This window comes from Granulicella sp. WH15 (genome assembly GCF_009914315.1).
Classification (GTDB): domain Bacteria; phylum Acidobacteriota; class Terriglobia; order Terriglobales; family Acidobacteriaceae; genus Edaphobacter.
In genome coordinates, this window is the sequence record NZ_CP042596.1 from 254766 (window position 1) to 276464 (window position 21699).

The following is a 21699-nucleotide window of genomic DNA, read 5'->3' on the forward strand; positions in this document are numbered from 1 at the left end:
TCCTAAGCAAAGCGGTTCGAGCCTAAGGCTATTCGAGCCATGGAGCGGAAGCGCGGCCTTCGCCGAAGAATTGCCAGGGAGGTGCCTGCGCCGTTACGTGGCTACCGGATCTGTACCAGATCAGACGTCCCAGGAGGTGCAATATGGGACGTCTGCGGCGCTCGCCAATGGTCGATATAGCTCACCTGGTGGACACAGGAGATGGTGCAGTTGGGCGCGCACGACTTCTCAGTCAGGAACTCGCGCTTCACGTCGGCGCGCTTGTACTCGGCCAGCGGCACGCCCGGATAGCCGCGCTGCTGCGAGCAATAATGCACCAGCCCGAACTCGCAGATGTACAGGTAGCGCGCACCCGCGCGGCAACGCCAGTCGTTCGGCTTGCCGTTGGCGATGGCCTCTTGAAAGTGATTGAAGCGGGAGTAGCTGCGCCGCGTCAGGCTGCGGACCTTCTCCCACACGCCGCGCTCGGCGTCGCCCAGCGGCTTCAACTGCCCGCTGCCGTCGTGGATGATGCCGATGGTAGACGAGAAGCCCAGCCCCAGCGCACGCTCACTCACGGTCAACGCGTCATTCGGGTTGGCGATGCCGCCGCCCACGACTGAGTTGATGTTCACATGAAAGTCGGCGTGCTCGGCCAGCATCCTCAGCTTGGCGTCCAGCACCTTCAGGCTCTTCTTCGACACGGCATCCGGCATCACGTTGTCGATGGAGATCTGCATGTGATCCAGCCCGGCCTTGTTTAGCCGCTCGATCCGGTCCGGCATCAGCAGATAGCCGTTAGTAATCATGCCCGCAATCGCGCCGGTCTTGCGGATACGCGCAATCACGCGGTCGAGATCGGGGTGCAGCAGCGGCTCTCCGCCCGAGATCGTAATGACCGACGTTCCCAGCCGTCCCAGCTCGTCGATGCGGCGCTCCATCTCCGCGATCGGCACCGGGTCCGAGTGGTCGTCGAACTCATTGCAATAGGTACAGGCCAGGTTGCACCGGCGCATCGGCACAATGTGCGCCATGTAGGGGTGCCCGGTCCCGGCCAGCGCCGAGCCGATGGACCCCAGCTCGCGCAGCTTTCGTGTTACCGCTCGCCAACGCCGCCTTGCCGTACTCTTGCGGCGAACTGGCGCCGTTACCTTCACCTCGGACATGATGTTTCCAGTATAAATCCCCGGACTCGCCCAAGCCTAACCGGGCAGTGTTAGCCTGTTCGGATGATTCTCCCCACGCTCGCTCTGGCACTCGCACTCCAGACCCCCAACCAGCTTCCTGCCCAGGCCTCTCCCAAAGCCGCGCCCCAGGTTCCGGCTAAGGCTCCAGCTCAGGCGGCTCCAGCCCATCCCCCCGCTCAGACTTCGGCATCCGACTCTGAGGACACAATCCCCTCCTCCGCTCACCCCATCCAGACCGTCTCCGGCCGGGGTGTTCAGATCTACGCCTGCACGAAAGGCTCCTGGGTGTTTCAAGCGCCGGAGGCCACGCTCGTCGATACCCAGACCGGCAGCCCGGTAGGGACGCACGGAGCCGGACCCACGTGGACGTGGAAGGACGGCAGCTCGGTCAAGGGTGAGGTCGCGCAGAAGGTTCCCTCGCCCGATGCCGACAGCATCCCGTGGCTGCTGTTGCGAGCGAAGCCCGCTTCCCAGCCCGGAGCGTTAGCCTCGGTCGTCTGGGTGCGCCGCTCCGACACTCGCGGCGGCACTGCCCCCACCAGCGGCTGCGACGCCGGCCACGAGGGCACCACCACACGCGTCCGTTACACCGCGACTTACACCTTCTATACGGAGCCGTAACAGACCGTCTAGCTTTGGAGCCAACAATGACGCTCAGGGGGAAGGAGAGGCTCGCTCCGCTAACCCCTCATAGCCTGTTTCTTCCTCAAGCCGTGGTCTTCACCGCCCCGCGCAACAACTCGCACTCCACTCCGCTGGCCGGCAGATAGACCGAAACCACGTCAATCCGCGTTAAGACGCTCTCCCGCTCCTCCCGGCTCATCCGCCGCAGATAAGCCCGCCCCATCGCCCGCAGCATCCTCTGCTTGTCTCGATCGACAGATATCTCTGCCGGTACAAGCGCCCGCGCGGACCGTGTCTTGACCTCCACAAAGCAAAGCGTCTCCCCATCCCACCCCACCAGGTCGAGATCGCCCCGCTCCTCCGTACACCGCCACCGCCGGGCCACGATCACATATCCCTGCTGCCGCAAGAAGAAGAGTGCCTCCATCTCCCCGCGCCGTCCCGCCCGCAGATGCTCCGGCTGCCTCCGCCCCGGCCCAAACCGCTTCCCGAACGCCTCCATCCCGCGCAGAGCCGACCGCTCCAAGTTCAGCCACACGTTCCCCATCATGGCGCAAGCATATCAGTGGCCTTTTGCGCTTTTGCACCTTTTCCGACCCTCTCGCGTCCTTCAGGATTGCCACTCCACCGCCAACCCTGCGATACTTGATTGTGCACACACCGCACCATCAAATTCCCATTTCAAAGAGGTCGCGGACATGTCTGCAAAGTACATCTTTGTAACCGGCGGCGTCGTGTCTTCGCTCGGTAAAGGCCTGGCAGCGGCCTCCATCGGATGCCTGCTCGAAGCACGCGGCATCAAGATCAACATGATGAAGTTCGACCCGTATCTGAACGTCGATCCGGGCACCATGAGCCCCTTCCAGCACGGCGAGGTCTTCGTCACCGACGACGGAGCCGAAACTGACCTCGATCTCGGTCACTACGAGCGCTTCACCCACTCCAAGCTCAGCCGCGACAACAACCTCACCACCGGCCGCATCTACGAGCAGATCATCACCAAGGAGCGCCGCGGCGACTACCTCGGCAAGACCGTCCAGGTCATCCCCCACGTCACCAACGAGATCAAGAACGCCATGCGCAAGGTCGCGCAGGACGCCGAGATCGTCATCGTGGAGATCGGCGGCACCGTCGGCGATATCGAGTCGCTTCCCTTCCTCGAGGCCATCCGCCAGATGCGCCAGGAGCTGGGCCGCGACAACACCTGCTTCGTCCACATGACGCTGGTCCCCTGGATCGCCGCCGCGCAGGAGCTGAAGACCAAGCCCACCCAGCACTCGGTCAAGGAGATGCTCTCCATCGGCATCCAGCCCGACATCCTCCTCTGCCGCTCCGACCGCACCGTCCCTCGCGACATGCGCTCGAAGATCGCCGCCTTCTGCAACGTCGAGGAGAAGGCCGTCATCATCGCCCGCGACGTGCCCTCCATCTACGAGGTGCCGCTGAACTTGGCCGAGCAGGGCGTCGACGACCTCGCCCTCAAGTACCTCCGCATCGACGCCAAGACCCCCGACCTGACCAAGTGGCAGGACATCGTTCAGCGCGCCTACAACCCGCAGGACGAGGTGCTCATCGGCATCGTCGGCAAGTACGTCGAGTACGAGGACAGCTACAAGTCCCTGAAGGAAGCTCTCGTCCACGGCGCGCTCGCGCACAACCTGAAACTCCGCGTCACCTGGATTGAGGCCGAGGGGCTCGAGACCGAGAACTACGAGCAGCAGCTCGCCGGACTCGACGGCATCCTGGTCCCCGGCGGCTTCGGCAAGCGCGGCATCGAGGGGATGCTCAACGCCATCCGCTACGCCCGCGAGCAGCAGGTGCCCTACTTCGGCATCTGCCTCGGCATGCAGACCGCCTGCATCGAGTACGCGCGCAACGTCTGCGGTCTCAAGGGAGCCAACTCCGGCGAGTTCGACCCGGCCACGCCGCACCGCATCATCTACAAGCTGCGCGAGCTTACGGGCGTCGAAGAGATGGGCGGCACCATGCGCCTCGGGGCCTGGGCCTGCGTGCTCGAACCCGGCTCGCTGGCCGCCAAGGCCTACGGGACCACCGAGATCTCCGAGCGTCATCGCCACCGCTACGAGTTCAACCGCGAGTACGAGGCGGTCCTCACTGGCGGCGGACTGCGCCTGACGGGCACCACGCCGGACGCCACGTATGTCGAGATCGTCGAGATTCCGGACCACCCGTTCTTCCTCGGCTGCCAGTTCCACCCCGAGTTCAAGTCGAAGCCGCTCGAGCCGCACCCGCTCTTCCGCGACTTCGTTGGGGCCAGCCACAAGAACCGCCGCGCGCAGATCACGCAGTCGGAGTCGAGCCACACCGCAGTCCCCTCCGCCAAAGCCTAGGTTTCTCTCATTGGTCGGAAGCAAACATTCCTGTTTCCGACCAACGGGAGGACCAAGCGAAGGCACTTCGTGCCGTTCTCGGGGCGGTATAGGCAGGATCGTCAGCATGGGGCCTCCCGCTGGTCGGCAGCGCGAAGCAATAAAAAGGCGTGGAAACGCCCGCCCGCCGCGCAGGCGGCCCGTCCGGTAGGGCAAGCCTTATCAAAGGGAAATCAGCATCCCCCATCCTCCAACTCATTGAGGAGCATCGAATCCTCTTATGACCACCCAATACAACTCCGGCCGCAGCTCCTCCGGCAGCCTCCTGCTCTTCCTCTTCGCCCTGCTGCTGGGCGCGGCGTCTCTGGTCGTCTTTCTGCGCAACGCGACCTCCGGCCCCATGGCCCGGATCGCCAGCCTAGTCATCGGCCGGACGTCGAGCTTCGACACCTCCGTCCCTGCCGTGGTCCAGAAGATCCAGCGGCTGAACCGTCTGGAGACGGTGGTCTACTCGCTGGATACCGTGGTCGAGGGCAACCGTTCGAGCGCGATCTTCCCCGACCTGCTGGCCGGTGACCGGCTGCTGATGGTGGTGCACGGCCAGTCCATCGCGGGCATCGACCTGGCCAAGCTGAAGCCGGAGGACGTCCGGATCAGCGGCCCGAACCGCGCATCGATCCACGTAACCCTGCCAGCCTCCGAACTGTTCGTGACGACGCTCGACAACCAGCACACGCGGGTCTACGCCCGTTCGACCGGCCTGCTGGTGCCGGTGGACCAGAACCTCGAATCGGACACCCGAGCAAAGGCCCAGCAGCAGCTACAAGCGGCAGCCCTCTCCGACGGGATTCTGGACGCAGCCCGCAAGAACGCCCGAGCGACGGTAACGACGCTCCTCTACTCGCTCGGCTTCCAAACCGTAGACGTGAATTAGCGAATCCTTGCAACTGCTTTTGCTGTTGTGGCTGCTTTTGTCGTTGCTTGCCCTTTTGCTTTTGCCGTTGTTTGTTCTCTTGCTTTTGCCGTTGCCTGTTCTTTTGGTTGTCATTCAGGAGCGAAGCGGAGGAATCTGCTTCTGCCGCTGTTCTTGCCGTTGCTTCTGGGGTAGGTCCGGGCTTTAGCCCGGACATTAAGACTCGCCACCAATGCGGGCTTTAGCCCCCGAGGTATGCTTTCTTCCCCTCTCCTCCAACCGCACCGGGCCACTGGAGACGGTTGAACCCGGATTCAAACCCATCTCCCAAAATCGAAACACACGCCCCGGATCTCCTCCAATCCGTACCTTTACGGGAACGCGGAGGGCAAATCGCCCGCAACCCTCCTATTCATCGGATATCAACCTGCGGTATCATCCAACCACCATGAAGTCCCTGTTCAGCAACCGGATGTTCGGCTCCACGGTTGAGGAGGTCACCCCCCTCGCCGCCTCTGTAAACGCAACTCCCGTAAAGAGTGCTCCCGCCCAGGCGCCGTCCGCGACGCCGGAGGAGACCACGATGTTGAGAACGATTGCCTGGATCTCTGCCGGACTGGGAGCCGTCGCGCTCGGCCTGGTAGTCGGCCGCGAGCTGCGGCAGCGCTACAAGTTCAACCGGCGCACGCCCTACGACTTCTACGCCCACTCCGGCGACGAAATGCAGGACGTGGAGTTCGGCGTCGGTATCTAAAGGCAACAACAAAAGCGCCCTCACGCCGGGCGGGCGGCACTTCGTGCGGTTCTCGACGCTTCGCGTAGTTCTCCATTAGCCGGATCAGGATGCTCGCTGCCGACCAGCGGAAGGCCCCATGCCGCTTATTTACCCATGCAACCCCGAGAACGGTACGAAGTACTGATTTACCATCAAGCTCGATGAGTACTCTAAAACCAGCCTTCCTCTTCCCCGGCCAGGGCTCCCAGACCGTCGGCATGGGCCGCGACCTCTACGACAACTTCCCGAGCGCCCGAACGACGTTCGAAGAGGCCGACGAGGCCCTCCAGTTCCCTCTCTCGCGCCTGATCTTCGACGGCCCCGCCGACGACCTCCAGCTCACCGAGCACACCCAGCCCGCCATCCTGACCGTCTCCATCGCGGCCTACCGGGTCCTGATCGACGCCCTCAAGCCCCTCGGGATCGCCCCCGCGATGGCCGCCGGACACTCGCTCGGCGAGTACTCGGCCCACGTCGCTGCCGGGACGCTCTCGTTCGCCGACGCGGTCCGCACCGTCCGCTCCCGTGGCCAGTTCATGCAGCAGGCCGTCCCTCCCGGCGTCGGCTCGATGGCCGCCATCCTCGGCCTGCCCGCCGCGCAGATCGCCGATCTCTGCAAACAAGCCTCCACCGGCCCTCAAGAGATCGTCTCCCCGGCCAACCTGAACTCCCCCGACCAGACCGTCATCTCCGGCTCGTTGGCAGCAGTGGAACGCGCCGCCGAGCTGTGCAAGGCCGCCGGAGCCAAGAAAACGGTGATCCTGAAGGTCTCGGCCCCCTTCCACTGCGCTCTAATGCAGCCCGCCGAGGACGCCCTCGCCACCACGCTCGAAGGCATCACCTTCAACGACCCGGCCTACCCCGTCGCGGCCAACGTGGACGCGCGCCTGCTCACCCAGGCATCCGAGGTCCGCGACTGCCTGGTCCGCCAGGTCACCGGATCGGTGCGCTGGGTGGAGTGCATCCAGTTGCTGATAGCCGAAGGCGCGACCCACTTCATCGAAGTCGGCCCTGGCCGCGTGCTGAGCGGGCTGATGCGCCAGATCGACCGCGCCCAGAAGGCTTTGAATGTGGAAGATTCCGTATCGCTGGACAAGACCCTGACCGCACTGACGGCCAAACCGGAAGAGGAGACCCAGGCATGAGCGCACCGACACAACCGAACGATATCGTCGAGAACTTCACCACGCAGGATCAGGATGGCAACACGGTTTCGCTCGCGGATCACGTGGCTTCGCCCGTGGTTCTGTTCTTCTATCCCCGCGCCGATACCTCCGGCTGCACCATCGAGGCGTGCGGTTTCCGTGACACGTTTACCCAGTTGCGCAAGGCGGGCGTGGTGGTGCTGGGCATCTCGCGCGACACCGTGAAGGCGCAGAAGAAGTTCGCCGTGAAGTACGACCTGCAGTACCCGTTGCTGGCCGATCCGGATGAGAAGATCTGCGACTATTTCGGTGTAATTAAGCCGAAAAACATGTACGGCAAGCTGGTGAAGGGGATCGAGCGGACGACCTACCTGATCGCTCCGGCGGACTCCGAGGGCAAGCAGCGGCTGCTGCACGTCTGGCCCAAAGTGAAGCCCGAAGGCCACGCGGAAGCCGTGCTGAACCATGTAAAAAACGCCGGGTAGAACACGGTTTTGTGACGGTGAAACGCGGTGGCACGTATGGACGTTTTTCCCGTAGCGGTAAGCTGAAGGGATGAGTGCTCTGATCGTGTCGGGAGTAGCGGCAGTTGGGTTGGCGGCGGGTGGTTTTGCCTACGCCGCCAACTGGCCGACCTCGCAGATCTTCGGCCGGACGATCGTTGCAGGCGACGACCCCAACGAGATCGCCCTGACCTATGACGATGGGCCGAATCCGGCGGCGACGCCGGAGCTGCTGGCCGTGCTCGCGAAGCACCGGGTGCGGGCTACCTTTTTTTTGATCGGCAGATTTGTGCAGGAGCAGCCCTTGCTGGCACGGCAGATTGCGGCTGAAGGCCACGCCATTGGCTGCCATACGATGACTCATCCCAAGCTGACGTTGCTGCCCGAGGCTCGGATCAGGGGAGAGATTGGGGATTCTCAGAAGGCGGTCGAGGATGCGATTGGCGCGCCGGTGAGGCTGTTTCGGCCTCCTCATGGGGCGCGTCGACCGGCTGTGATGCGCGTGGCGCGGGAGCTGGGGATGAGCACCGTGATGTGGAACTGCATCGTGGGGGATTGGAATCCCGTCTCTGCCGAGACCCTTCTGGGACGGATTGAGAGCCGGGTGGCCCGGAATCGCGAGGCTGGTCAAGGGAGCAGCGTGGTGCTGCACGATGGGGGGCATCTGGGGTTGGGGGCTTCTCGGTTGGAGAGCGTCAAGGCCACAGATCTGTTGATTCAGCGGATTTTAGGGACGAAGTGGGTGACCCCGGAGCGGTGGGTTCGAGGGTAGGGAGGGGCGGGGGCGGCCGATAGATCGGGCCTTCAGCCCTCATCCGTGCATCGGGACGTTCACCTGGGGCTTTGCCCCAGGCTGGTATAGGGCGCGCCGTTGGCGCTCTTGTCCCGTGCGCGACATGTATTTGGGGCGGGCTTTTATAGCGTACGTTCGGGGCTATTGGGAAAGGGCAATATTTCCATCTCCGTCTAACCCTCAGAAAGCGCTGAAGGCGCGTTCTATACCAGCCTAGGGCAACGCCCTAGGTCATCAAATGCAAAGGCCCGACCTGTCCCTGCCACAGACCTGTCCTGCCGGACGGGCCCACTGCGCGTGGGACGGGCGTTTGCACGCCTTTTTAATGCTTCGGGGGGTTCTCCTGTTGGTCGGGAATGAACGTAAGATGGAGGCATCTCTATGAGCACTGCTCCGACCGCCTCCGCTACTGGTATGCCCGAACCGCTGTCTATGCGCGAGGTGCTGGCTGTTCCCACCATGCGTCGGCTCTGGTACGCGCAGATCGTCTCCAACTTCGGCGATTTTCTGGCGCTGTTTGCCGTCATCAGCGTGTTGACCTTCAAGCTCCACGCCACACCCGAACAGGTGACCGGTGTGCAGATCTCTTACCTGCTGCCCATCGCCGTGCTGGGTGTGCTGGCTGGAGTCTTCGTCGATCGCTGGCCGTTGAAGCCGACGTTGGTTTCAAGCGATATGATCCGCGCTGGACTGGTGCTGCTGCTGATGGTGGCCCATAGCGCCATGAGCTTTTATCTGGTGCTGGCGGCGATCAGCGTGGTTTCCAGTTTCTTCAGCCCGGCGCAGGGCGTGGCCATACGGTCGGCGGTGCCGCTGCATGGGCTGAGGTCGGCGAACTCGCTGATGCAGCAGGTGATGTTCGGGATGAGGATCGTCGGGCCTCCGACAGCGGCGTTTCTGGTTGCGTCGTTCGGCGAGAAGGTCTGTTTCTGGGTGGATGCGATTAGTTTTGTGGCCTCGGGGAGCTTGATTGCCAGCCTCGCGTTGAGCCGTCCTTCCGTGGAGAAGAAGGCCGAGGCGCTGATCGGCAAGGACACGCCCCAAACCGGCTCCAAGACCGGGCTGGCGAGCATCTGGCCGGATATGAAGCAGGGGATCGGCTTTATTGTTCACCATGCGGCGCTGCTGTTCGTGATCCTGGCGCTGGCCTCGGGGATGTTTGTGCTGGGTTGCTTTGGGCCGCTGATCGCGGTGTATGTGCGGGATACGCTTCATGCTTCGACGAAGGTGTTTGGCGTGGCCAGCGCGATGATCGGGGTGGGGATGTTCGCGGGCGTGAACGTGCTGAACACCTTTGGCAAGAAGCTGAAGAATACGACGCTGGTGTATGCCGGGTTGGGCGGGATCGCGGTGGGGTTGGTGGTGCTGACGTCCGTGCCGTTTGTCTGGGCGACGATTCTGGGCGATCTGATGATTGGGTTTGCGGTGGCGGGGATTGTGATTCCGTCGAATGTGATGATCCAGCAGGAGACCCCGGCGGAGCTGATGGGGCGGGTTGGATCGACGGTGATGAGTCTGGTGTTTACGGCTCAGATTGCGGGGTTGGTGTTGAGTGGGCAGTTGGCCGAGAGGATCGGCGTACGGCATGTGTTTGCGGTTTGTGCGGGGATGTTGGTGGTGTTGGTGGTGGTGGGGAAGATGTGGATGGAGCCGAAGGACGAGGGCCACGCGAAGCAGTAAAAAGACGTGGGAACGCCTGTTCTCCGCGCAGGAGGCCCGTCCGGCAGACAAACCTGTGGCAAAGATAGATCGGGCCTTCAGCCCTCACATCCTTACGCACCCGGTTACCTGGGGCTTTGCCCCAGGCTGGTATAGATCGGGCCTTCAGCGCTTTTCGGAGTACCCGGATTGGCGGTTAGGTGAGGGATTTGCGGGCGGCTTCGAGGATCAGCTCGACCTCGACGTCGCCGTGCTCCGTGCTGACGAAGGCGGCTTCGTACTGGCTGGGGGGGAGCCAGATGCCGTGGTCCATCATGGCGTGGTGGAAGCGGGCGAAGGAGGCCGCGTCGCTGGTGGCGGCGGAGGTGAAGTCGTGGACCGGCTGGCCGGTGAAGAACCACGTGAACATGGAGCCGATGCGGTTGGTCGTGAGGGGGATGCCGCGCTCGTGGGCGATGGCCGCTACGCCCTCGGCGATGGCGCGGGTGATGCGCTCGAGGTGCGAGTAGACGGCATGCTCGTGCTCGATGAGGTGGGTGAGGGTGGCGATGCCTGCCGCCATCGCGAGCGGGTTGCCGGAGAGGGTGCCCGCTTGATAGACGGGGCCTAGCGGGGCGAGGTGCTCCATGACGTCGGCGCGGCCGCCGAAGGCTCCGCAGGGGAGGCCGCCGCCTACAATTTTGCCGAGGGTGGTGAGGTCGGGGGTGACTCCGTAGATTTGTTGCGCGCCGCCGAGGGAGAGGCGGAAGCCGGTCATTACTTCGTCGATGATGAGGAGCGCGCCGTGCTGATGGGTGAGGGCGCGCAGGCCCGCGAGGTAGCCGGGCGCGGGCAGGATGGTCCCGGCGTTGCCGACGACCGGCTCGACGATGATGCAGGCGATCTGGCCGTGGTAGGCGGCGAAGGCGGACTCGACGGCGGCGAGGTCGTTGTAGGGGAGCGCCAGGGTGTGCATGGCGGTCTCCTCCGGTACGCCCGCCGAGCCGGGGATGCCGAGGGTGGCTATGCCGGAGCCGGCCTTGACCAGCAGCGAGTCGGCGTGGCCGTGGTAGCAGCCCTCGAACTTGATGATGAACTTGCGGCCGGTGAAGCCGCGGGCCAGCCGGATGGCCGACATGCAGGCCTCGGTGCCGGAGGAGACGAAGCGGAGGCGCTCGACGGAGGGGAAGCAGCGGACGACGAGTTCGGCGAGGTTGGCCTCGTCGGCGTGCGAGGCTCCGAAGCTGGCGGAGCGGGCGGCGGCGGATTGGATGGCCTCGACGGCGGGGGGGAAGGCGTGGCCGAGGATCATGGGGCCCCAGGAGCCGAACATGTCGAGGTAGCGGTTGCCGTCGGCGTCGTGGAGGTAGGCGCCGAGGGCGCGGGCGACGAAGGGCGGGTCGCCGCCGACGGCGCGGAAGGCGCGGACGGGGGAGTCGACGCCGCCGGGCAGGAGGGAGGCGGCGCGCTGCTGGAGGGCGCGGGAGCGGGTCATGGGGCGGCTGGTGGACATGGATTCCTCGGGCGGTTGGGCCGCGTCTTGTTCAGTATAGGGAAAGGTTTTTACGCGAAGCGTCGAGAACCGCACGAAGTGCCGCCAGTCCGGCGTGTGGACGGCACTTCGTGCGGTTCTCGGGGCGGTATGGGTGAATGATCTTTTTGGGGCCTTCCGTTGGTCGGCAGCGTGCATTTTTGTTTTCGACCAGCGGGAGGACCACGCGAAGCTTTAAAAAGGGACCTATATACTTAACACCCTCAACTGCGCTATAATCAGTGTAGTTGAGGTTATCCATGAGTCGCAGTACGATCAGCATGTTCGAACTCTTTGCCATGGTCCCCGACGCCGAGACGGCTCGGCTTTATCTGGAGGCCCGGCGGTGGCCGAACGGTGTCATTTGTCCTACATGCGGCACGCAGCAGAGCATCACACCGCGCAAGAAGGGTGTCTATCGCTGCAACCCTTGCAAGCTCGACTTCACCATTCGCACCGGCAGCATCTTCGAGCGCAGCCACATTCCGCTGCACAAGTGGATGTACGCCATGTACCTTGTCGTAACTGCACGCAAGGGAATCAGCTCGATGCAGCTTGCCAAGGAGATTGGGATTACGCAGAAGTCCGCGTGGTTTATGCTGCAACGTTTACGCGAGGCATGTGGAGACGATTCAACGACGCCCACAAAGCTCTTTGGCGTCGTCGAAGTGGACGAGACGTTCGTAGGCGGCAAGGAAAAGAACAAGCACGCAAAGAAGAAGCTCAATGCCGGACGCGGCACCGTCGGCAAGACGGTCGTAATGGGGTTGCGTCAGCGCGGCGGTCGCACCATCGCGAAGATAATCAAGAACACCACCAGGACGGTGCTACAGGGCACCGTGCAGGCTCTTGTAGCGCCCGGTTCTGTTGTGTGCACGGATGAGGCGTACGGTTATGTCGGATTGCGTGGTACGGCCTACGACCATTTGACTGTGATGCACTCCGCAGGTGAGTTCCATCGTGATGGTATTCATACAAACGGCATCGAGAGTGTCTGGGCATTGTTGAAACGTGGCATAGTGGGGGTGTGGCATCAGGTGAGCGCTAAACATCTGGACCGCTACGTAAACGAGGTAACGTTCCGCCTGAACGACGCCAACGTGAAAGATCACACCTTGATTCGGCTGAATAACTTCATCGCTGCTGCGGACGGAAAACGATTGACATACGCGAGGTTGATCGCATGAAGAAGCTTCCACCTGATCTGGTGCGAATGATCGACAAGGTCCTCGCGTACAAGCCCCAGCCGAAGTCCAAGGCGGCGGTGAAGCGTGCTGAGGAGGAGAAGCTCGTTGATCCGTACAAACACAAGAAAGCCGCCGATTAGGGCGGCCTTCTTGTTCGACAATAGATTCAATTAATAGGAGGTTCTGGTGACGCCGGAACAGATTTTTCAATTATTGTCTGAAGTGTCTGCGCGGCAGTTTGAAATTCTTTTATCCGTTCAACAAGCTTACCGCGCTCAATCTGAAAGTGGTGCTCAAATAGAGTTGCCGCATCTGGGCCACCCAGAGCCAGTAACGTAGCCTTCAACGCCAGCACATTGGCTTGGCACTCCAATGCTGTTATGTCTGAATTGAGTAGGTCCTTTCTAAATTCCACAATAGCTTTTGTCACGGTATCCATAGCAATCTCCTGACTTTATCTAAAGGTAATGCCAACCTGCATGTTATGAGGCCCGGAATCCGCGGGCGGTGCGAATCGATACTTCGAAACCGCATCGAGTGCAGCCAGGTCGAGCGACGGGCACACTGACTTGACCACGCGCAGGTCTACCGGATGACCCTGTGGATCGATAGTAAACCCAACCCCAACCATGCCGGCTATGCCCTTCGCACGTGCTCCCTCTGGGTATACGGGGTCAACTTTGACCAGCAGGCGTGGCGGCTGTACCCACGCTGTGGCGACGGGTTTCGCCGCCGCCGCCGCCGCCGCCGCCGCCGCCGCTTGCGGTCTGGCGGGCGATTCGTTCGCCGGACGTTCAAAGGCATTGTCCGCGCCGGGCTGCGGGCCAGGGTGCTCTCTGTAGCCCTTATCCATCAGCGAGTAGATCTGGCTGGCCGAGGCTTCGTTCTTAGCCGTGGGCTTTTGCAGTGCGCGCATCGTTGTCGCGTCGCCCCAGTTGTCTGCAACGGCGCTCTTCGCCTCTTCTGCAGTTCGTACAACATGCTTTGTTGGACTGGCGAACGTGCAGTCCTCAAGGAGCGGCGCACCGAATCGACCTAGTGAATTGGAGACTGCTTCGAAGTCTAGCGACGCCGCATAGGTACCGTGTGCCTGCACGGTATCGCCATGGTGGTAAAGCCGTAAAACTTCTTTCAGCTCTCGTGGCGTAACGTCGCACACCAGCGCTGCGGCGGGCCACATGTCTTCGCCGTCTACGCGCTTTTCAGTGAGGGCCACAGAGAACCGGCAGTACAGCAAGGGATTGTCGCCGTGTTGGATACTTGCTCGACCATTGATCAGGGTCCAGTCGCAAGTATTGTCTCGCGTCCAAGATAGATTCGATATCGTTCCCTGGACGAACAGTTCCGTGCCGGTAGGGATCTTGTTCTTGTTGTCGTCGATAAGAAGGACGCTATACGTCCGCCCATCTGAAATAGCATTTGTGCCAAATAGATTGGGCACCATGCGCAGCTCGGGGTCGTCTACTTCCGCCGATCTAGGCGTTACGGATACGGCTGGTTGGGAGAGTGGCGCGGAGGAGGGCTGCGTTACCGCACGCCCATTAATTGCTACTAAGGTCACCAGCCCAACTGTGAAGAGGGTGGCGACAAGAATGAATGATCTGTACACGACGTGACACCTTTCCTAGCTAGTGCGCAGTTCACGACTACTCGACACAACACTGACTCGTGTGAAGCATACTTCACGCCCACCCCCAATCCTACGGCCATCCTTGAAGGATGGCAACTGCGGACTGCAAGGCGCTTGGACGAAGGATACGTGTTTTGCGTGTCGAGCGTCGTTGGACGCAGCAGATCCTGGCGGACCATGCGACATTATCGCGGGAGTCTATCTCGGCCATAGAGAACGGCCGTTTTGACCCAACGTATAGCACACTAAGGCGTATTGCAAAGGCGCTTGAGATTAAATTGGCGCGAGTTTTTGAGGGGTTAGATTGATAACTTTCGATTCACAGAAAGCTTACGACGAAGCAATTGGTCGTGCTGTTCACGCATTAGACCCAACTCAGAACGAGTACTGGCAATTTCAGCGGCAATATCTTGATGCGAAGTGGGGACGCACATACGAGTTGTGGCTTGCTTCTCTAGGCAATCCAACAATTCAAGATGTTGCAGCCGGTTTGTTAGCAACTCGTATCGAAGTTCGACAAGATTCCACCAAATCTGATCCGGTGTCAGTTCCATAGACGCATTTTACTGTGGTTTTGAAGCTAAGGGTGTTAAGTATATAAACCCCTTTAAAAAGGCGTGCGAACGTCCGCCCCGCGCGTAGCGGGCCTGTCCGGCAGGAGATTTTTTCATCTTTTACAAGAGAGTTCTTGCGCGGCTAAAGCCGCGTTCCGGGCATATGAGGGATGGCACGGTTGAAACCGTGTCATTAAGAAGGGGTAGTTTCGATTCCGTGGAAAAAAGCCCTGATAAACTAGGGGTTCCATTCACGGAGTTTGCACCTTGCCAGAAAAAACTAAGCTAAAAACTGATTCCTTGCAGATCGACAATCCGTTGGATCAGGTGCAGGAATTTGCGCCGAACTATGAGCTGCCGCTGCCCGACGCGGAGAGCGAGACAAAACCGGCTGCCAAGAAAAACAGCGGCGGGGCCACGGTCTCGTACGCCGATGCCGGTGTCGATATCACCGCCGGTGACCGGGCCAAGCAGCGCATCAAGATGCTGGCGCGCAAGACATTCAACAAGCAGGTGCTGAGCGAGATCGGCGGCTTCGGCGGGCTGTTTGCGCTGGACCTCGCCAAGTATCCCGAGCCGGTGCTGGTCTCGAGCGCGGACGGCGTGGGCACCAAGCTGAAGGTGGCCTTCGAGCTGGGGATTCACCATACGGTCGGGGCGGACCTGGTGAACCATTGCGTGAACGACATCGCCGTGCAGGGTGCGACTCCGCTGTTCTTCCTTGATTATCTGGCGACAGGGCGGCTCGAGAACTCGGTCGTCGAGACGGTCGTGCGCGGCATCTCGGAGGCCTGCCGGGCCAATGGCTGCGCGCTGATCGGCGGGGAGACGGCGCAGATGCCGGGGTTCTACGCGGACGGCGAGTATGACCTGGCGGGAACGATCATCGGCGCGGTGAACCGGCCGAATATCATCACCGGCGCGGGCATCGTGAACGGCGATGTGTTGCTGGGGCTGCCCTCGAACGGGCTGCACACGAACGGCTACTCGCTGGCGCGGAAGCTGCTCTTCGAGGTGGCGAAGTACGGGCCGGAGCAGTACGTGAACGAGCTGAAGGACAAGACCGGCGCGGCGCTGATGCGGACGCACCGGAGCTACCTGGGCGTCATCAAGAAGCTGACGGGGCCGGGGCTGGTCTCGGGCATGGCGCATATCACCGGCGGCGGTATTACCGAGAACCTGCCGCGGATTCTGCCCAAGGGACTGGATGCGGTGATCGACCGGGCGAGCTGGCCGGTGCCGCCGCTGTTTGAGCATTTGCAGCAGCTCGGCAATGTGGACGAGGACGAGATGTTCCGGACCTTCAACATGGGCATCGGGCTGATCGCGGTGATTCCGGCGGAGCAGGTGAAGAAGGTGAAGGCGATTCTGAACCGGGCCAATGAACGGCACTTCCTGATCGGGCGGATTACGCGGGGGACGCGTAAGGTCGTTTACAACTAATGGTCAAGTTGGGGATTCTGCTGTCGGGGCGGGGGTCGAATTTTCTGGCGATCGCGGAGGCGATCCGCGAGGGTGGGCTGCCGGGGGTGGAGATCGCTGTCGTGCTCTCGAACCGGGCGGCCGCGCCGGGGCTGGAGGCCGCGCGGGCGTTGGGGATTCCCAGCTTTGCGATCCCTGCCGCCGGGCTGACCCCGGAGGAGCGGGATCAGCTCTTTATCGCTCGACTGCGGGAGTTTGGGGTGGACTTGGTTTGCCTCGCTGGGTATATGCGGCTGGTCTCGCCGGGGTTTGTGGCGGCGTTTCCGGATCGGATTCTGAATGTGCATCCTTCGTTGCTGCCTGCGTTTCCGGGGTTGAATGCGCAGGGGCAGGCGCTGGAGTTCGGGGTCAAGGTGACCGGGTGTACGGTGCATTTTGTGGATGAGCACCTGGATCATGGGGTGATCGTGTTGCAACGGACCGTTCCTGTAGAAGATGGAGATACCGAGGAGACGCTCTCGGCGCGAGTGCTGGTGCAGGAGCATCAGGCTTATGCGGAGGCGATTGGGCGGGTGGTCTCGGGGGAGTATCAGGCAGTGGGGCGGCGGTATTTGAAAGTTTCCGACCGGCACGCGAAGCAGTAAAAGGCGTGTGAACGCCCGCCCTCCGCGTAGGAGGCCCGTCCGGCAGGACAGGTTTGTGGTGGGGATAGGTCGGGCCTTCAGCCCTTGTCTTGCCGCGATGTTCGGTTACCTAGGGCTTCGCCCTAGGCTGGTATAGGGCGCGCCTTCAGCGCTATAGGGCGGTTGTGGCTCGTTGGAGCTCCACCACAGATGCGAGCATGTGGCACCCGCTTCTGTGGCTGGGGAAAGAAAGCATACCTCGGGGGCTAAAACCCTATGTGCGTCCGAGGTAAAATCCGGACCTATCCCAGAAGCAAAAGCAACGGCAACAGCAGAAGCAGAAGCAGATTCTTCCGCTTCGCTCCTGAATGACAACCAAGAAAACAGGCAACGGCAAGAACAACAGCAACGACAACAATGCCTTCGCCTTCGCCTTCTCACCAGCTTGCGGGGATGGCGCGGTTGAAACTGTGTCTTAGAAGGCTTCGCGGAGCTGGTTGCGCAGGCGGTGGAAGGCTTTGCGCAGCAGGTGGAAGCTCAGGAGCATCATGATGACTCCGGCGATGCTGAGCGCCAGGACCGTGCTGGCTGCGATCCACGGATGATGCAGGGCGACCCAGACTACGCCCATCGAGAGGCCGTCCTCCGCCGTGCTGAGAGCGACGTTCGAGACCGGCTCGGGGCTGGGGGTGACGGCTACGCGGAGAGCCGTCTTGGAGCTGTGGGCGATGGTGGCGAAGGCCGCGCCGATACAGGTGATGAGGAGTTGCAGCTCCGGCGAGAGGTGCGAGCTGGCCGCGTAGGCCAGAAGCGCCGCCACGGGGATGCGGATGAAGGTGTGGAGGGCGTTCCAGAAGAGGTCGAAGCCGGGGATCTTGTCGGCGACGAACTCGCCCGCGAAGAGAAGGGCGCTGGAGCCAATGATCCAGGGGTTCTGGAGGGACTCTAGGCCGGGAGGAAGGGCCACCCAGTGCAGGCGCGCCATCAGGCCGAGAGACATGACCGTGGCGTAGACATTCAGGCCCGCCGCGAAGCTGAGCGCGATGACGATGGCCGCGATGCTGGAGGGCGTGACGTGCATGATTGTCAAACTAGCACTTTGTGCCAAGTGAAGCAGTAAAAAGATGCTTGCATTCCCGCCCTGGGCGCAATGGGGGCTTTGAAGAAAGCATACCTCGGGGGCTAAAGCCCGGACCTACCCCAGGAGCAACGGCAAGAGCAAAGGCAACGACAGAAGCAGATTCCTCCGCTTCGCTCCTGAATGACAACCAAGAAAACAAACAACAACTAAACCAAGAAACAAGAAACAACAAAGGCAAGGGCAGATTCTTCCCTTTGGCTGCCGTGGTGAGGTTAGAAGCGGCGGCCGGTGTCGGGGAAGACGTAGATGACGACGCCGAGAAGGAAGAGCAGCAGTACGTAGCGGATCATGGTGGGGGTGCTGGGTTTTTCCTGTTCGGGGCCGGTGAAGGTGCGCCAGCCCATGCCCAGAGCGATGAAGAGGAAGACCCACTCGTGTGAGATCGCGAGGAAGATGAGGCTCGTGACCAGGATCAGGCCGCGTTGCAGGCGGTTGAGGGCGTAGGTGGCCTGTGCGCCGTCCAGCCCGAGGACCGGGATGAGGTTGAGCAGGTTGAGCCACGCGCCGGTGTGGGCCAGCGCGGCGAAGAGGGCCGAGTGCGTCGCGATGGCGATGACGCCGCAGGCCAACGCCGCGATGAAGCCGTAAGTCGGTCCCGCGAGGGCGATGGCTGCGAGGGTCTCGAGCGTGGTGCCCTGGGCGTACCAGCGGACGTAGGCTCCGAGGCCGGGGAGGAAGACGGGCAGGTCGGTCTTGAGGCCGCGGCGGCGGGCGGCGACGTAGTGGCCCATCTCGTGGATGAGGATGGATAGCGTGAAGCCGAGGCCGAACTTCCAGCCGAAGAGCGCCCAGTACAGGCCGAAGAAGACGACAAAGCTCAGGAGGAACTTGAGCTTGAAGACGAGGAAGAGGAGCGACTTGGCCTTGAGGAGGAAGAAGGCCGCCGGGGCCAGGGGGCCGAGCCGCTTAGTCCAGCGGGCCTTCCGGTCTTCGCCGGATTGGATGCGGGCGGTGAGCTGCTGGACCTTGGCGTGGACGCTGTCGGTCTGGGTGCCGGGAGGGAGCCAGGGGAGGGCCGTCTGCCAAAGCTCGCGGGCGGCGGCCCACTGCTGGCTGCGCTCCTGCTCGTTGGCCGCGAGGGCGATGCGGCGGAGGTGGTCGGAGTAGATGATGTGCTGACAGTCGGGGCAGGCGATTGTGCCGGCGGGAAGCCAGTGGCTGCATTGGGGGCAGTTGAAGACGGGTTCGGGAGCTTCGATCTGCGGTGTGGCGACGGACGGGTTCACAAGCCCTATTAGATACCGAAGGACGTAAGGAATGTGCAAAGACGTGTCCTGCCGGACGGGCCTCCTGCGCGGAGGGCGGGCGTTTGCACGCCTTTTTACTGCTTCGCGTGGTCCTCCCGCTGGTCGGAATCAATGTTCGCTGCCGACCGGCGGGAGGGCCACGCGAAGCCGAGCACCGCACGAAGTGCCGCCCGCCCGGCGTTAGGGCGCTTTTAAGCCTGTTCGCCTGCTGATGCCTTGGCGTCTGACAGCACTACCTTGATGTTGAGCTGGCGGCGGCCACGGAAGATCGTCAGTTCTACGGTGTCTCCGGCGCGGTGCGAGTTGAGCGCGGCGCTTAGGTCTTGCGGGTTGGTGATCTCCTGGCCGTCGATGCCGACGATGAGGTCGCCGCCCAGCATGACCGGCGTATTGCCCTGGTAGACGCGCTGCGTGCCGCCGTGCAGGCCCGCTTTTTCAGCGGCTCCGCCGGGTAGGACGCGCTCGATCAGGATGCCGTAGTCGGCGGCGAGGCCGATCTGGTCGGCGACGTCGGGGCCGATGGGGAAGGTGACGATGTCGAGCGAGGGGCGGCGGACGCGGCCATATTTGGCGAAGTCGTCCAGCACCGCCTTGGCCGTGTTGATGGGGATGGCGAAGCCGATGCCCGCGGACTGGTTGGCTCCGCCAGAGGCGATGAGGGTGGTGATGCCGATGACCTCGCCGCGCGAGTTGAGCAGCGGCCCGCCTGAGTTGCCGGGGTTGACGGCGGCGTCGGTCTGGATGGCGTCTTCGATGGGATTGCCCCCTTCGCCGCGGATGGAGCGGATGGCCGAGATGATGCCGCGCGTCATCGTTCCAGACAGGCCGAAGGGGTTGCCGATGGCATAGACGCGCTGGCCGACGACGAGGCCGTTCGACTGCGCGAGCGTGGCCGGGGTGAGGTTGGGCGCGTTGACGAGGAGGAGCGCGAGGTCGTGGCCGGGGTCGATGCCGACGACCTGGGCCTTGTACTGGTGCTTGTCGGCGAGGGTGACCTCGACGTGCTGGGCGTTGTTGATGACGTGGTTGTTGGTGAGGATGTGGCCCTGCTTGTCGAGGATGAAGCCGGAGCCCTGGCCCTGCTGGGGGACGGGACGGTTGAAGAAGTCGAACTCGACGGCGGTGGAGGTGATGTTGACGACCGAGGGCAGCGCCTTTTTGTAGACGGCGATGTTCTCCTGCTCCTCGGCGTCGTAGGCCGGGGCGGCGGCGGCTTCGGTGAGCTGGAAGGTGCCGAGCGGGCCGCTGGTGGAGTCGATGTGGGCGATGCCGTCGGTGGCCGGGGGGGCGGCCCAGCGGAGCCAGGGGTGGTGCGCCGCGCCGCGCGTGGTCAGGTAATAGAAGCCTGAGAGAAGGACGAGTACGAGGAGGACCGGGCGTAGCTTCATTGTGGTGGAGAACCTTTGGACGCTCAGCTTATTTTATCGTTCCGGCTAGTGGGAGGGGCACGCGGAGCAGGAAAAAGGCGTGGGAGCGCCCGCCCTCCGCGTAGGAGGGCCGTCCGGCAGGACGTCTTTGCAACTTTTGAAGAAAGCATACCTCGGGGGCTAAAGCCCGCATCTGTGGCGGGTTTTAATGTCCGGGCTAAAGCCCGGACCTACCCCAGAGGCAAAAGCAAGAACAACGGCAGAAGCAGATTCCTCCGCTTCGCTCCTGAATGACAACCAAGAAAACAGGCAACGGCAACAACAGGACGGGCAACGGCAACAACGACTATGAGCCGGGGCGGAGGTGGTGCGGCTGGAGGTGTGTCCTTAGTGGGTGGGCTGGCGGGAGGCTGCGAGGAGTTTTGGCCAGAGGTCGTCGACCTGGCGTTGGAGGTCTTCGAGGGTGCCGTCGTTGTGGACGATGAAGTCGCAGGCGGGGGCCTTTTCGGCGTCGGTGATCTGGGAGGCGAGGCGGCGGCGGGCCTCGGCGGCCAGGGATTCGGGGTCGCCGGGGCCGCTGCGGGCTATGAAACGGGCGATCTTTAATGGCTCGGGGGCGGTGACCAGGATTAGCTTGTCGAAGCGGTGCCGCCAGCCGTTGGGGCCGCCGTATTTGGTCTCGAAGATGAGGGCCGACTCGACTACGACGATGGCGGCGGGGTCGCGGGTGAAGATGGCCTCGGCCAGCTCGGTCTGCTGGGCGATGGCGGCGGGGTGGACGATGGCGTTCAGCTCTTCGACGCGGCCGTCGGTGAAGGCGAGGCGGGCCAGGATGGCGCGGTTAAGGGTGCCGTCGGCGGCAAGGACCTCGGGGCCGAAGTGGGAGACGATCTCGCCGAAGACCCGCTGGCCGGGCTGCATGAGCTGGCGGCCCAGCTCGTCGGCCTGGAGGATGTGGGCGCCGTGCGCGCCGAGCATCGCGGCGACCGTGGACTTGCCGGAGCCGAGGCCGCCGGTGAGGCCTACGCGGAGCATCGGGATCTCGTGGGTGAACACATGTGTCTGTGGGCTAGGATAACGGCTTTGTTCGATAAACTAAGGGTGGAGTTT

General features: G+C 62.6%; 23 protein-coding genes. 12 read left to right on the plus strand and 11 right to left on the minus strand.

Annotation, left to right across the window (positions count from 1 at the left end):
* Positions 1-101 precede the first annotated feature (101 nt).
* Positions 102-1145 (minus strand): radical SAM protein, encoded by a 1044-nt coding sequence (locus FTO74_RS01110; protein ID WP_162536496.1) that lies wholly within the window; start codon positions 1143-1145, stop codon positions 102-104.
* 63 nt (positions 1146-1208) lie between these two features.
* Here FTO74_RS01110 and FTO74_RS01115 point away from each other — a divergent pair, with 63 nt between their 5' ends.
* The gene (locus FTO74_RS01115) at positions 1209-1787 is read left to right on the plus strand and encodes a DUF3455 domain-containing protein (RefSeq protein ID WP_162536497.1); all 579 of its coding nucleotides are present in this window, start codon (positions 1209-1211) and stop codon (positions 1785-1787) included.
* A gap of 85 nt (positions 1788-1872) precedes the next feature.
* Here FTO74_RS01115 and FTO74_RS01120 read toward each other — a convergent pair whose 3' ends face one another.
* Positions 1873-2340 (minus strand): YraN family protein, encoded by a 468-nt coding sequence (locus FTO74_RS01120; RefSeq protein ID WP_162536498.1) that lies wholly within the window; start codon positions 2338-2340, stop codon positions 1873-1875.
* Between the two features lie 148 nt (positions 2341-2488).
* On the opposite strand from FTO74_RS01120, the gene FTO74_RS01125 reads away from it, so the two are divergent.
* The 7 genes from FTO74_RS01125 (at position 2489) to FTO74_RS01155 (ending at position 9929) form a co-directional block, all read left to right on the plus strand.
* Entirely contained in the window at positions 2489-4141 is a 1653-nt protein-coding gene (locus tag FTO74_RS01125; protein ID WP_162536499.1) for a CTP synthase, read from the plus strand.
* Between the two features lie 259 nt (positions 4142-4400).
* Positions 4401-5054, plus strand: a complete 654-nt coding sequence (locus FTO74_RS01130; RefSeq protein ID WP_162536500.1) for a DUF4230 domain-containing protein — start codon at positions 4401-4403, stop codon at positions 5052-5054.
* 427 nt (positions 5055-5481) lie between these two features.
* Entirely contained in the window at positions 5482-5787 is a 306-nt protein-coding gene (locus FTO74_RS01135) for a hypothetical protein (RefSeq protein ID WP_162536501.1), read from the plus strand.
* Positions 5788-5969: 182 nt separating this feature from the next.
* Positions 5970-6953: an ACP S-malonyltransferase gene (fabD, locus tag FTO74_RS01140; RefSeq protein WP_162536502.1), complete on the plus strand. Its 984-nt coding sequence runs from the start codon at positions 5970-5972 to the stop codon at positions 6951-6953.
* Entirely contained in the window at positions 6950-7438 is a 489-nt protein-coding gene (locus FTO74_RS01145) for a peroxiredoxin (RefSeq protein ID WP_162536503.1), read from the plus strand. Before fabD ends, FTO74_RS01145 begins: the two co-directional genes overlap by 4 nt.
* A 70-nt stretch (positions 7439-7508) precedes the next feature.
* Positions 7509-8228, plus strand: a complete 720-nt coding sequence (locus FTO74_RS01150; protein ID WP_162536504.1) for a polysaccharide deacetylase family protein — start codon at positions 7509-7511, stop codon at positions 8226-8228.
* A 402-nt stretch (positions 8229-8630) separates the two neighbouring features.
* Complete coding sequence (locus FTO74_RS01155) at positions 8631-9929, plus strand: MFS transporter (RefSeq protein ID WP_162536505.1); 1299 nt, start codon at positions 8631-8633, stop codon at positions 9927-9929.
* Between the two features lie 175 nt (positions 9930-10104).
* On the opposite strand, the gene hemL is transcribed toward FTO74_RS01155, so the two are convergent.
* Together hemL and FTO74_RS19335 are read right to left on the minus strand one after the other, a co-directional pair.
* A complete protein-coding gene (hemL, locus tag FTO74_RS01160; protein WP_255462428.1) occupies positions 10105-11400 on the minus strand; it encodes a glutamate-1-semialdehyde 2,1-aminomutase in 1296 nt (431 codons plus the stop codon).
* Between the two features lie 31 nt (positions 11401-11431).
* Complete coding sequence (locus FTO74_RS19335; RefSeq protein ID WP_174242197.1) at positions 11432-11701, minus strand: hypothetical protein; 270 nt, start codon at positions 11699-11701, stop codon at positions 11432-11434.
* Between FTO74_RS19335 and FTO74_RS01165 the strand changes: the two genes are divergently transcribed.
* A complete protein-coding gene (locus tag FTO74_RS01165) occupies positions 11700-12605 on the plus strand; it encodes an IS1595 family transposase (RefSeq protein WP_255462429.1) in 906 nt (301 codons plus the stop codon). The two genes, FTO74_RS19335 and FTO74_RS01165, sit on opposite strands and share 2 nt — an antisense overlap.
* Positions 12602-12745, plus strand: a complete 144-nt coding sequence (locus tag FTO74_RS01170; protein ID WP_162536507.1) for a hypothetical protein — start codon at positions 12602-12604, stop codon at positions 12743-12745. The genes FTO74_RS01165 and FTO74_RS01170 overlap by 4 nt, the downstream gene beginning before the upstream one ends.
* A 26-nt stretch (positions 12746-12771) precedes the next feature.
* Here FTO74_RS01170 and FTO74_RS01175 read toward each other — a convergent pair whose 3' ends face one another.
* The 3 genes from FTO74_RS01175 to FTO74_RS01190 form a co-directional block, all read right to left on the minus strand.
* A complete protein-coding gene (locus FTO74_RS01175; RefSeq protein WP_162536508.1) occupies positions 12772-13044 on the minus strand; it encodes a hypothetical protein in 273 nt (90 codons plus the stop codon).
* A gap of 15 nt (positions 13045-13059) precedes the next feature.
* Positions 13060-14049, minus strand: a complete 990-nt coding sequence (locus FTO74_RS01180; protein ID WP_162536509.1) for an energy transducer TonB — start codon at positions 14047-14049, stop codon at positions 13060-13062.
* Positions 14050-14534: 485 nt separating this feature from the next.
* A complete protein-coding gene (locus FTO74_RS01190) occupies positions 14535-14789 on the minus strand; it encodes a hypothetical protein (protein WP_162536511.1) in 255 nt (84 codons plus the stop codon).
* A gap of 360 nt (positions 14790-15149) precedes the next feature.
* Here FTO74_RS01190 and purM point away from each other — a divergent pair, with 360 nt between their 5' ends.
* Both purM and purN read left to right on the plus strand, forming a co-directional pair.
* Complete coding sequence (gene purM, locus FTO74_RS01195; protein ID WP_162539627.1) at positions 15150-16232, plus strand: phosphoribosylformylglycinamidine cyclo-ligase; 1083 nt, start codon at positions 15150-15152, stop codon at positions 16230-16232.
* Positions 16232-16855 (plus strand): phosphoribosylglycinamide formyltransferase, encoded by a 624-nt coding sequence (gene purN, locus FTO74_RS01200; RefSeq protein WP_162536512.1) that lies wholly within the window; start codon positions 16232-16234, stop codon positions 16853-16855. The genes purM and purN overlap by 1 nt, the downstream gene beginning before the upstream one ends.
* A gap of 454 nt (positions 16856-17309) precedes the next feature.
* Here purN and FTO74_RS01205 read toward each other — a convergent pair whose 3' ends face one another.
* The 4 genes from FTO74_RS01205 to coaE form a co-directional block, all read right to left on the minus strand.
* Positions 17310-17915 carry a DUF4126 domain-containing protein gene (locus tag FTO74_RS01205; RefSeq protein ID WP_162536513.1) on the minus strand — a complete coding sequence of 202 codons (606 nt, stop codon included), beginning with the start codon at positions 17913-17915 and terminating at the stop codon, positions 17310-17312.
* Positions 17916-18187: 272 nt separating this feature from the next.
* Positions 18188-19201, minus strand: coding sequence for a site-2 protease family protein (locus FTO74_RS01210; RefSeq protein ID WP_162536514.1), 1014 nt, complete (start codon positions 19199-19201; stop codon positions 18188-18190).
* A gap of 212 nt (positions 19202-19413) precedes the next feature.
* Positions 19414-20610: a trypsin-like peptidase domain-containing protein gene (locus FTO74_RS01215; RefSeq protein WP_162536515.1), complete on the minus strand. Its 1197-nt coding sequence runs from the start codon at positions 20608-20610 to the stop codon at positions 19414-19416.
* 366 nt (positions 20611-20976) lie between these two features.
* A complete protein-coding gene (gene coaE / locus FTO74_RS01220; RefSeq protein ID WP_255462430.1) occupies positions 20977-21645 on the minus strand; it encodes a dephospho-CoA kinase in 669 nt (222 codons plus the stop codon).
* Positions 21646-21699: the final 54 nt, after the last annotated feature.

Coding starts and splice junctions, on each gene's coding strand:
- FTO74_RS01110 (WP_162536496.1), bottom strand. CDS start 1,145: ATGTCCGAGGTGAAGGTAACGGCGCCAGTTCGCCGCAAGAGTACGGCA.
- FTO74_RS01115 (WP_162536497.1), top strand. CDS start 1,209: ATGATTCTCCCCACGCTCGCTCTGGCACTCGCACTCCAGACCCCCAAC.
- FTO74_RS01120 (WP_162536498.1), bottom strand. CDS start 2,340: ATGATGGGGAACGTGTGGCTGAACTTGGAGCGGTCGGCTCTGCGCGGG.
- FTO74_RS01125 (WP_162536499.1), top strand. CDS start 2,489: ATGTCTGCAAAGTACATCTTTGTAACCGGCGGCGTCGTGTCTTCGCTC.
- FTO74_RS01130 (WP_162536500.1), top strand. CDS start 4,401: ATGACCACCCAATACAACTCCGGCCGCAGCTCCTCCGGCAGCCTCCTG.
- FTO74_RS01135 (WP_162536501.1), top strand. CDS start 5,482: ATGAAGTCCCTGTTCAGCAACCGGATGTTCGGCTCCACGGTTGAGGAG.
- fabD (WP_162536502.1), top strand. CDS start 5,970: ATGAGTACTCTAAAACCAGCCTTCCTCTTCCCCGGCCAGGGCTCCCAG.
- FTO74_RS01145 (WP_162536503.1), top strand. CDS start 6,950: ATGAGCGCACCGACACAACCGAACGATATCGTCGAGAACTTCACCACG.
- FTO74_RS01150 (WP_162536504.1), top strand. CDS start 7,509: ATGAGTGCTCTGATCGTGTCGGGAGTAGCGGCAGTTGGGTTGGCGGCG.
- FTO74_RS01155 (WP_162536505.1), top strand. CDS start 8,631: ATGAGCACTGCTCCGACCGCCTCCGCTACTGGTATGCCCGAACCGCTG.
- hemL (WP_255462428.1), bottom strand. CDS start 11,400: ATGTCCACCAGCCGCCCCATGACCCGCTCCCGCGCCCTCCAGCAGCGC.
- FTO74_RS01165 (WP_255462429.1), top strand. CDS start 11,700: ATGTTCGAACTCTTTGCCATGGTCCCCGACGCCGAGACGGCTCGGCTT.
- FTO74_RS19335 (WP_174242197.1), bottom strand. CDS start 11,701: ATGCTGATCGTACTGCGACTCATGGATAACCTCAACTACACTGATTAT.
- FTO74_RS01170 (WP_162536507.1), top strand. CDS start 12,602: ATGAAGAAGCTTCCACCTGATCTGGTGCGAATGATCGACAAGGTCCTC.
- FTO74_RS01175 (WP_162536508.1), bottom strand. CDS start 13,044: ATGGATACCGTGACAAAAGCTATTGTGGAATTTAGAAAGGACCTACTC.
- FTO74_RS01180 (WP_162536509.1), bottom strand. CDS start 14,049: ATGGTGCCCAATCTATTTGGCACAAATGCTATTTCAGATGGGCGGACG.
- FTO74_RS01190 (WP_162536511.1), bottom strand. CDS start 14,789: ATGGAACTGACACCGGATCAGATTTGGTGGAATCTTGTCGAACTTCGA.
- purN (WP_162536512.1), top strand. CDS start 16,232: ATGGTCAAGTTGGGGATTCTGCTGTCGGGGCGGGGGTCGAATTTTCTG.
- FTO74_RS01205 (WP_162536513.1), bottom strand. CDS start 17,915: ATGCACGTCACGCCCTCCAGCATCGCGGCCATCGTCATCGCGCTCAGC.
- FTO74_RS01215 (WP_162536515.1), bottom strand. CDS start 20,610: ATGAAGCTACGCCCGGTCCTCCTCGTACTCGTCCTTCTCTCAGGCTTC.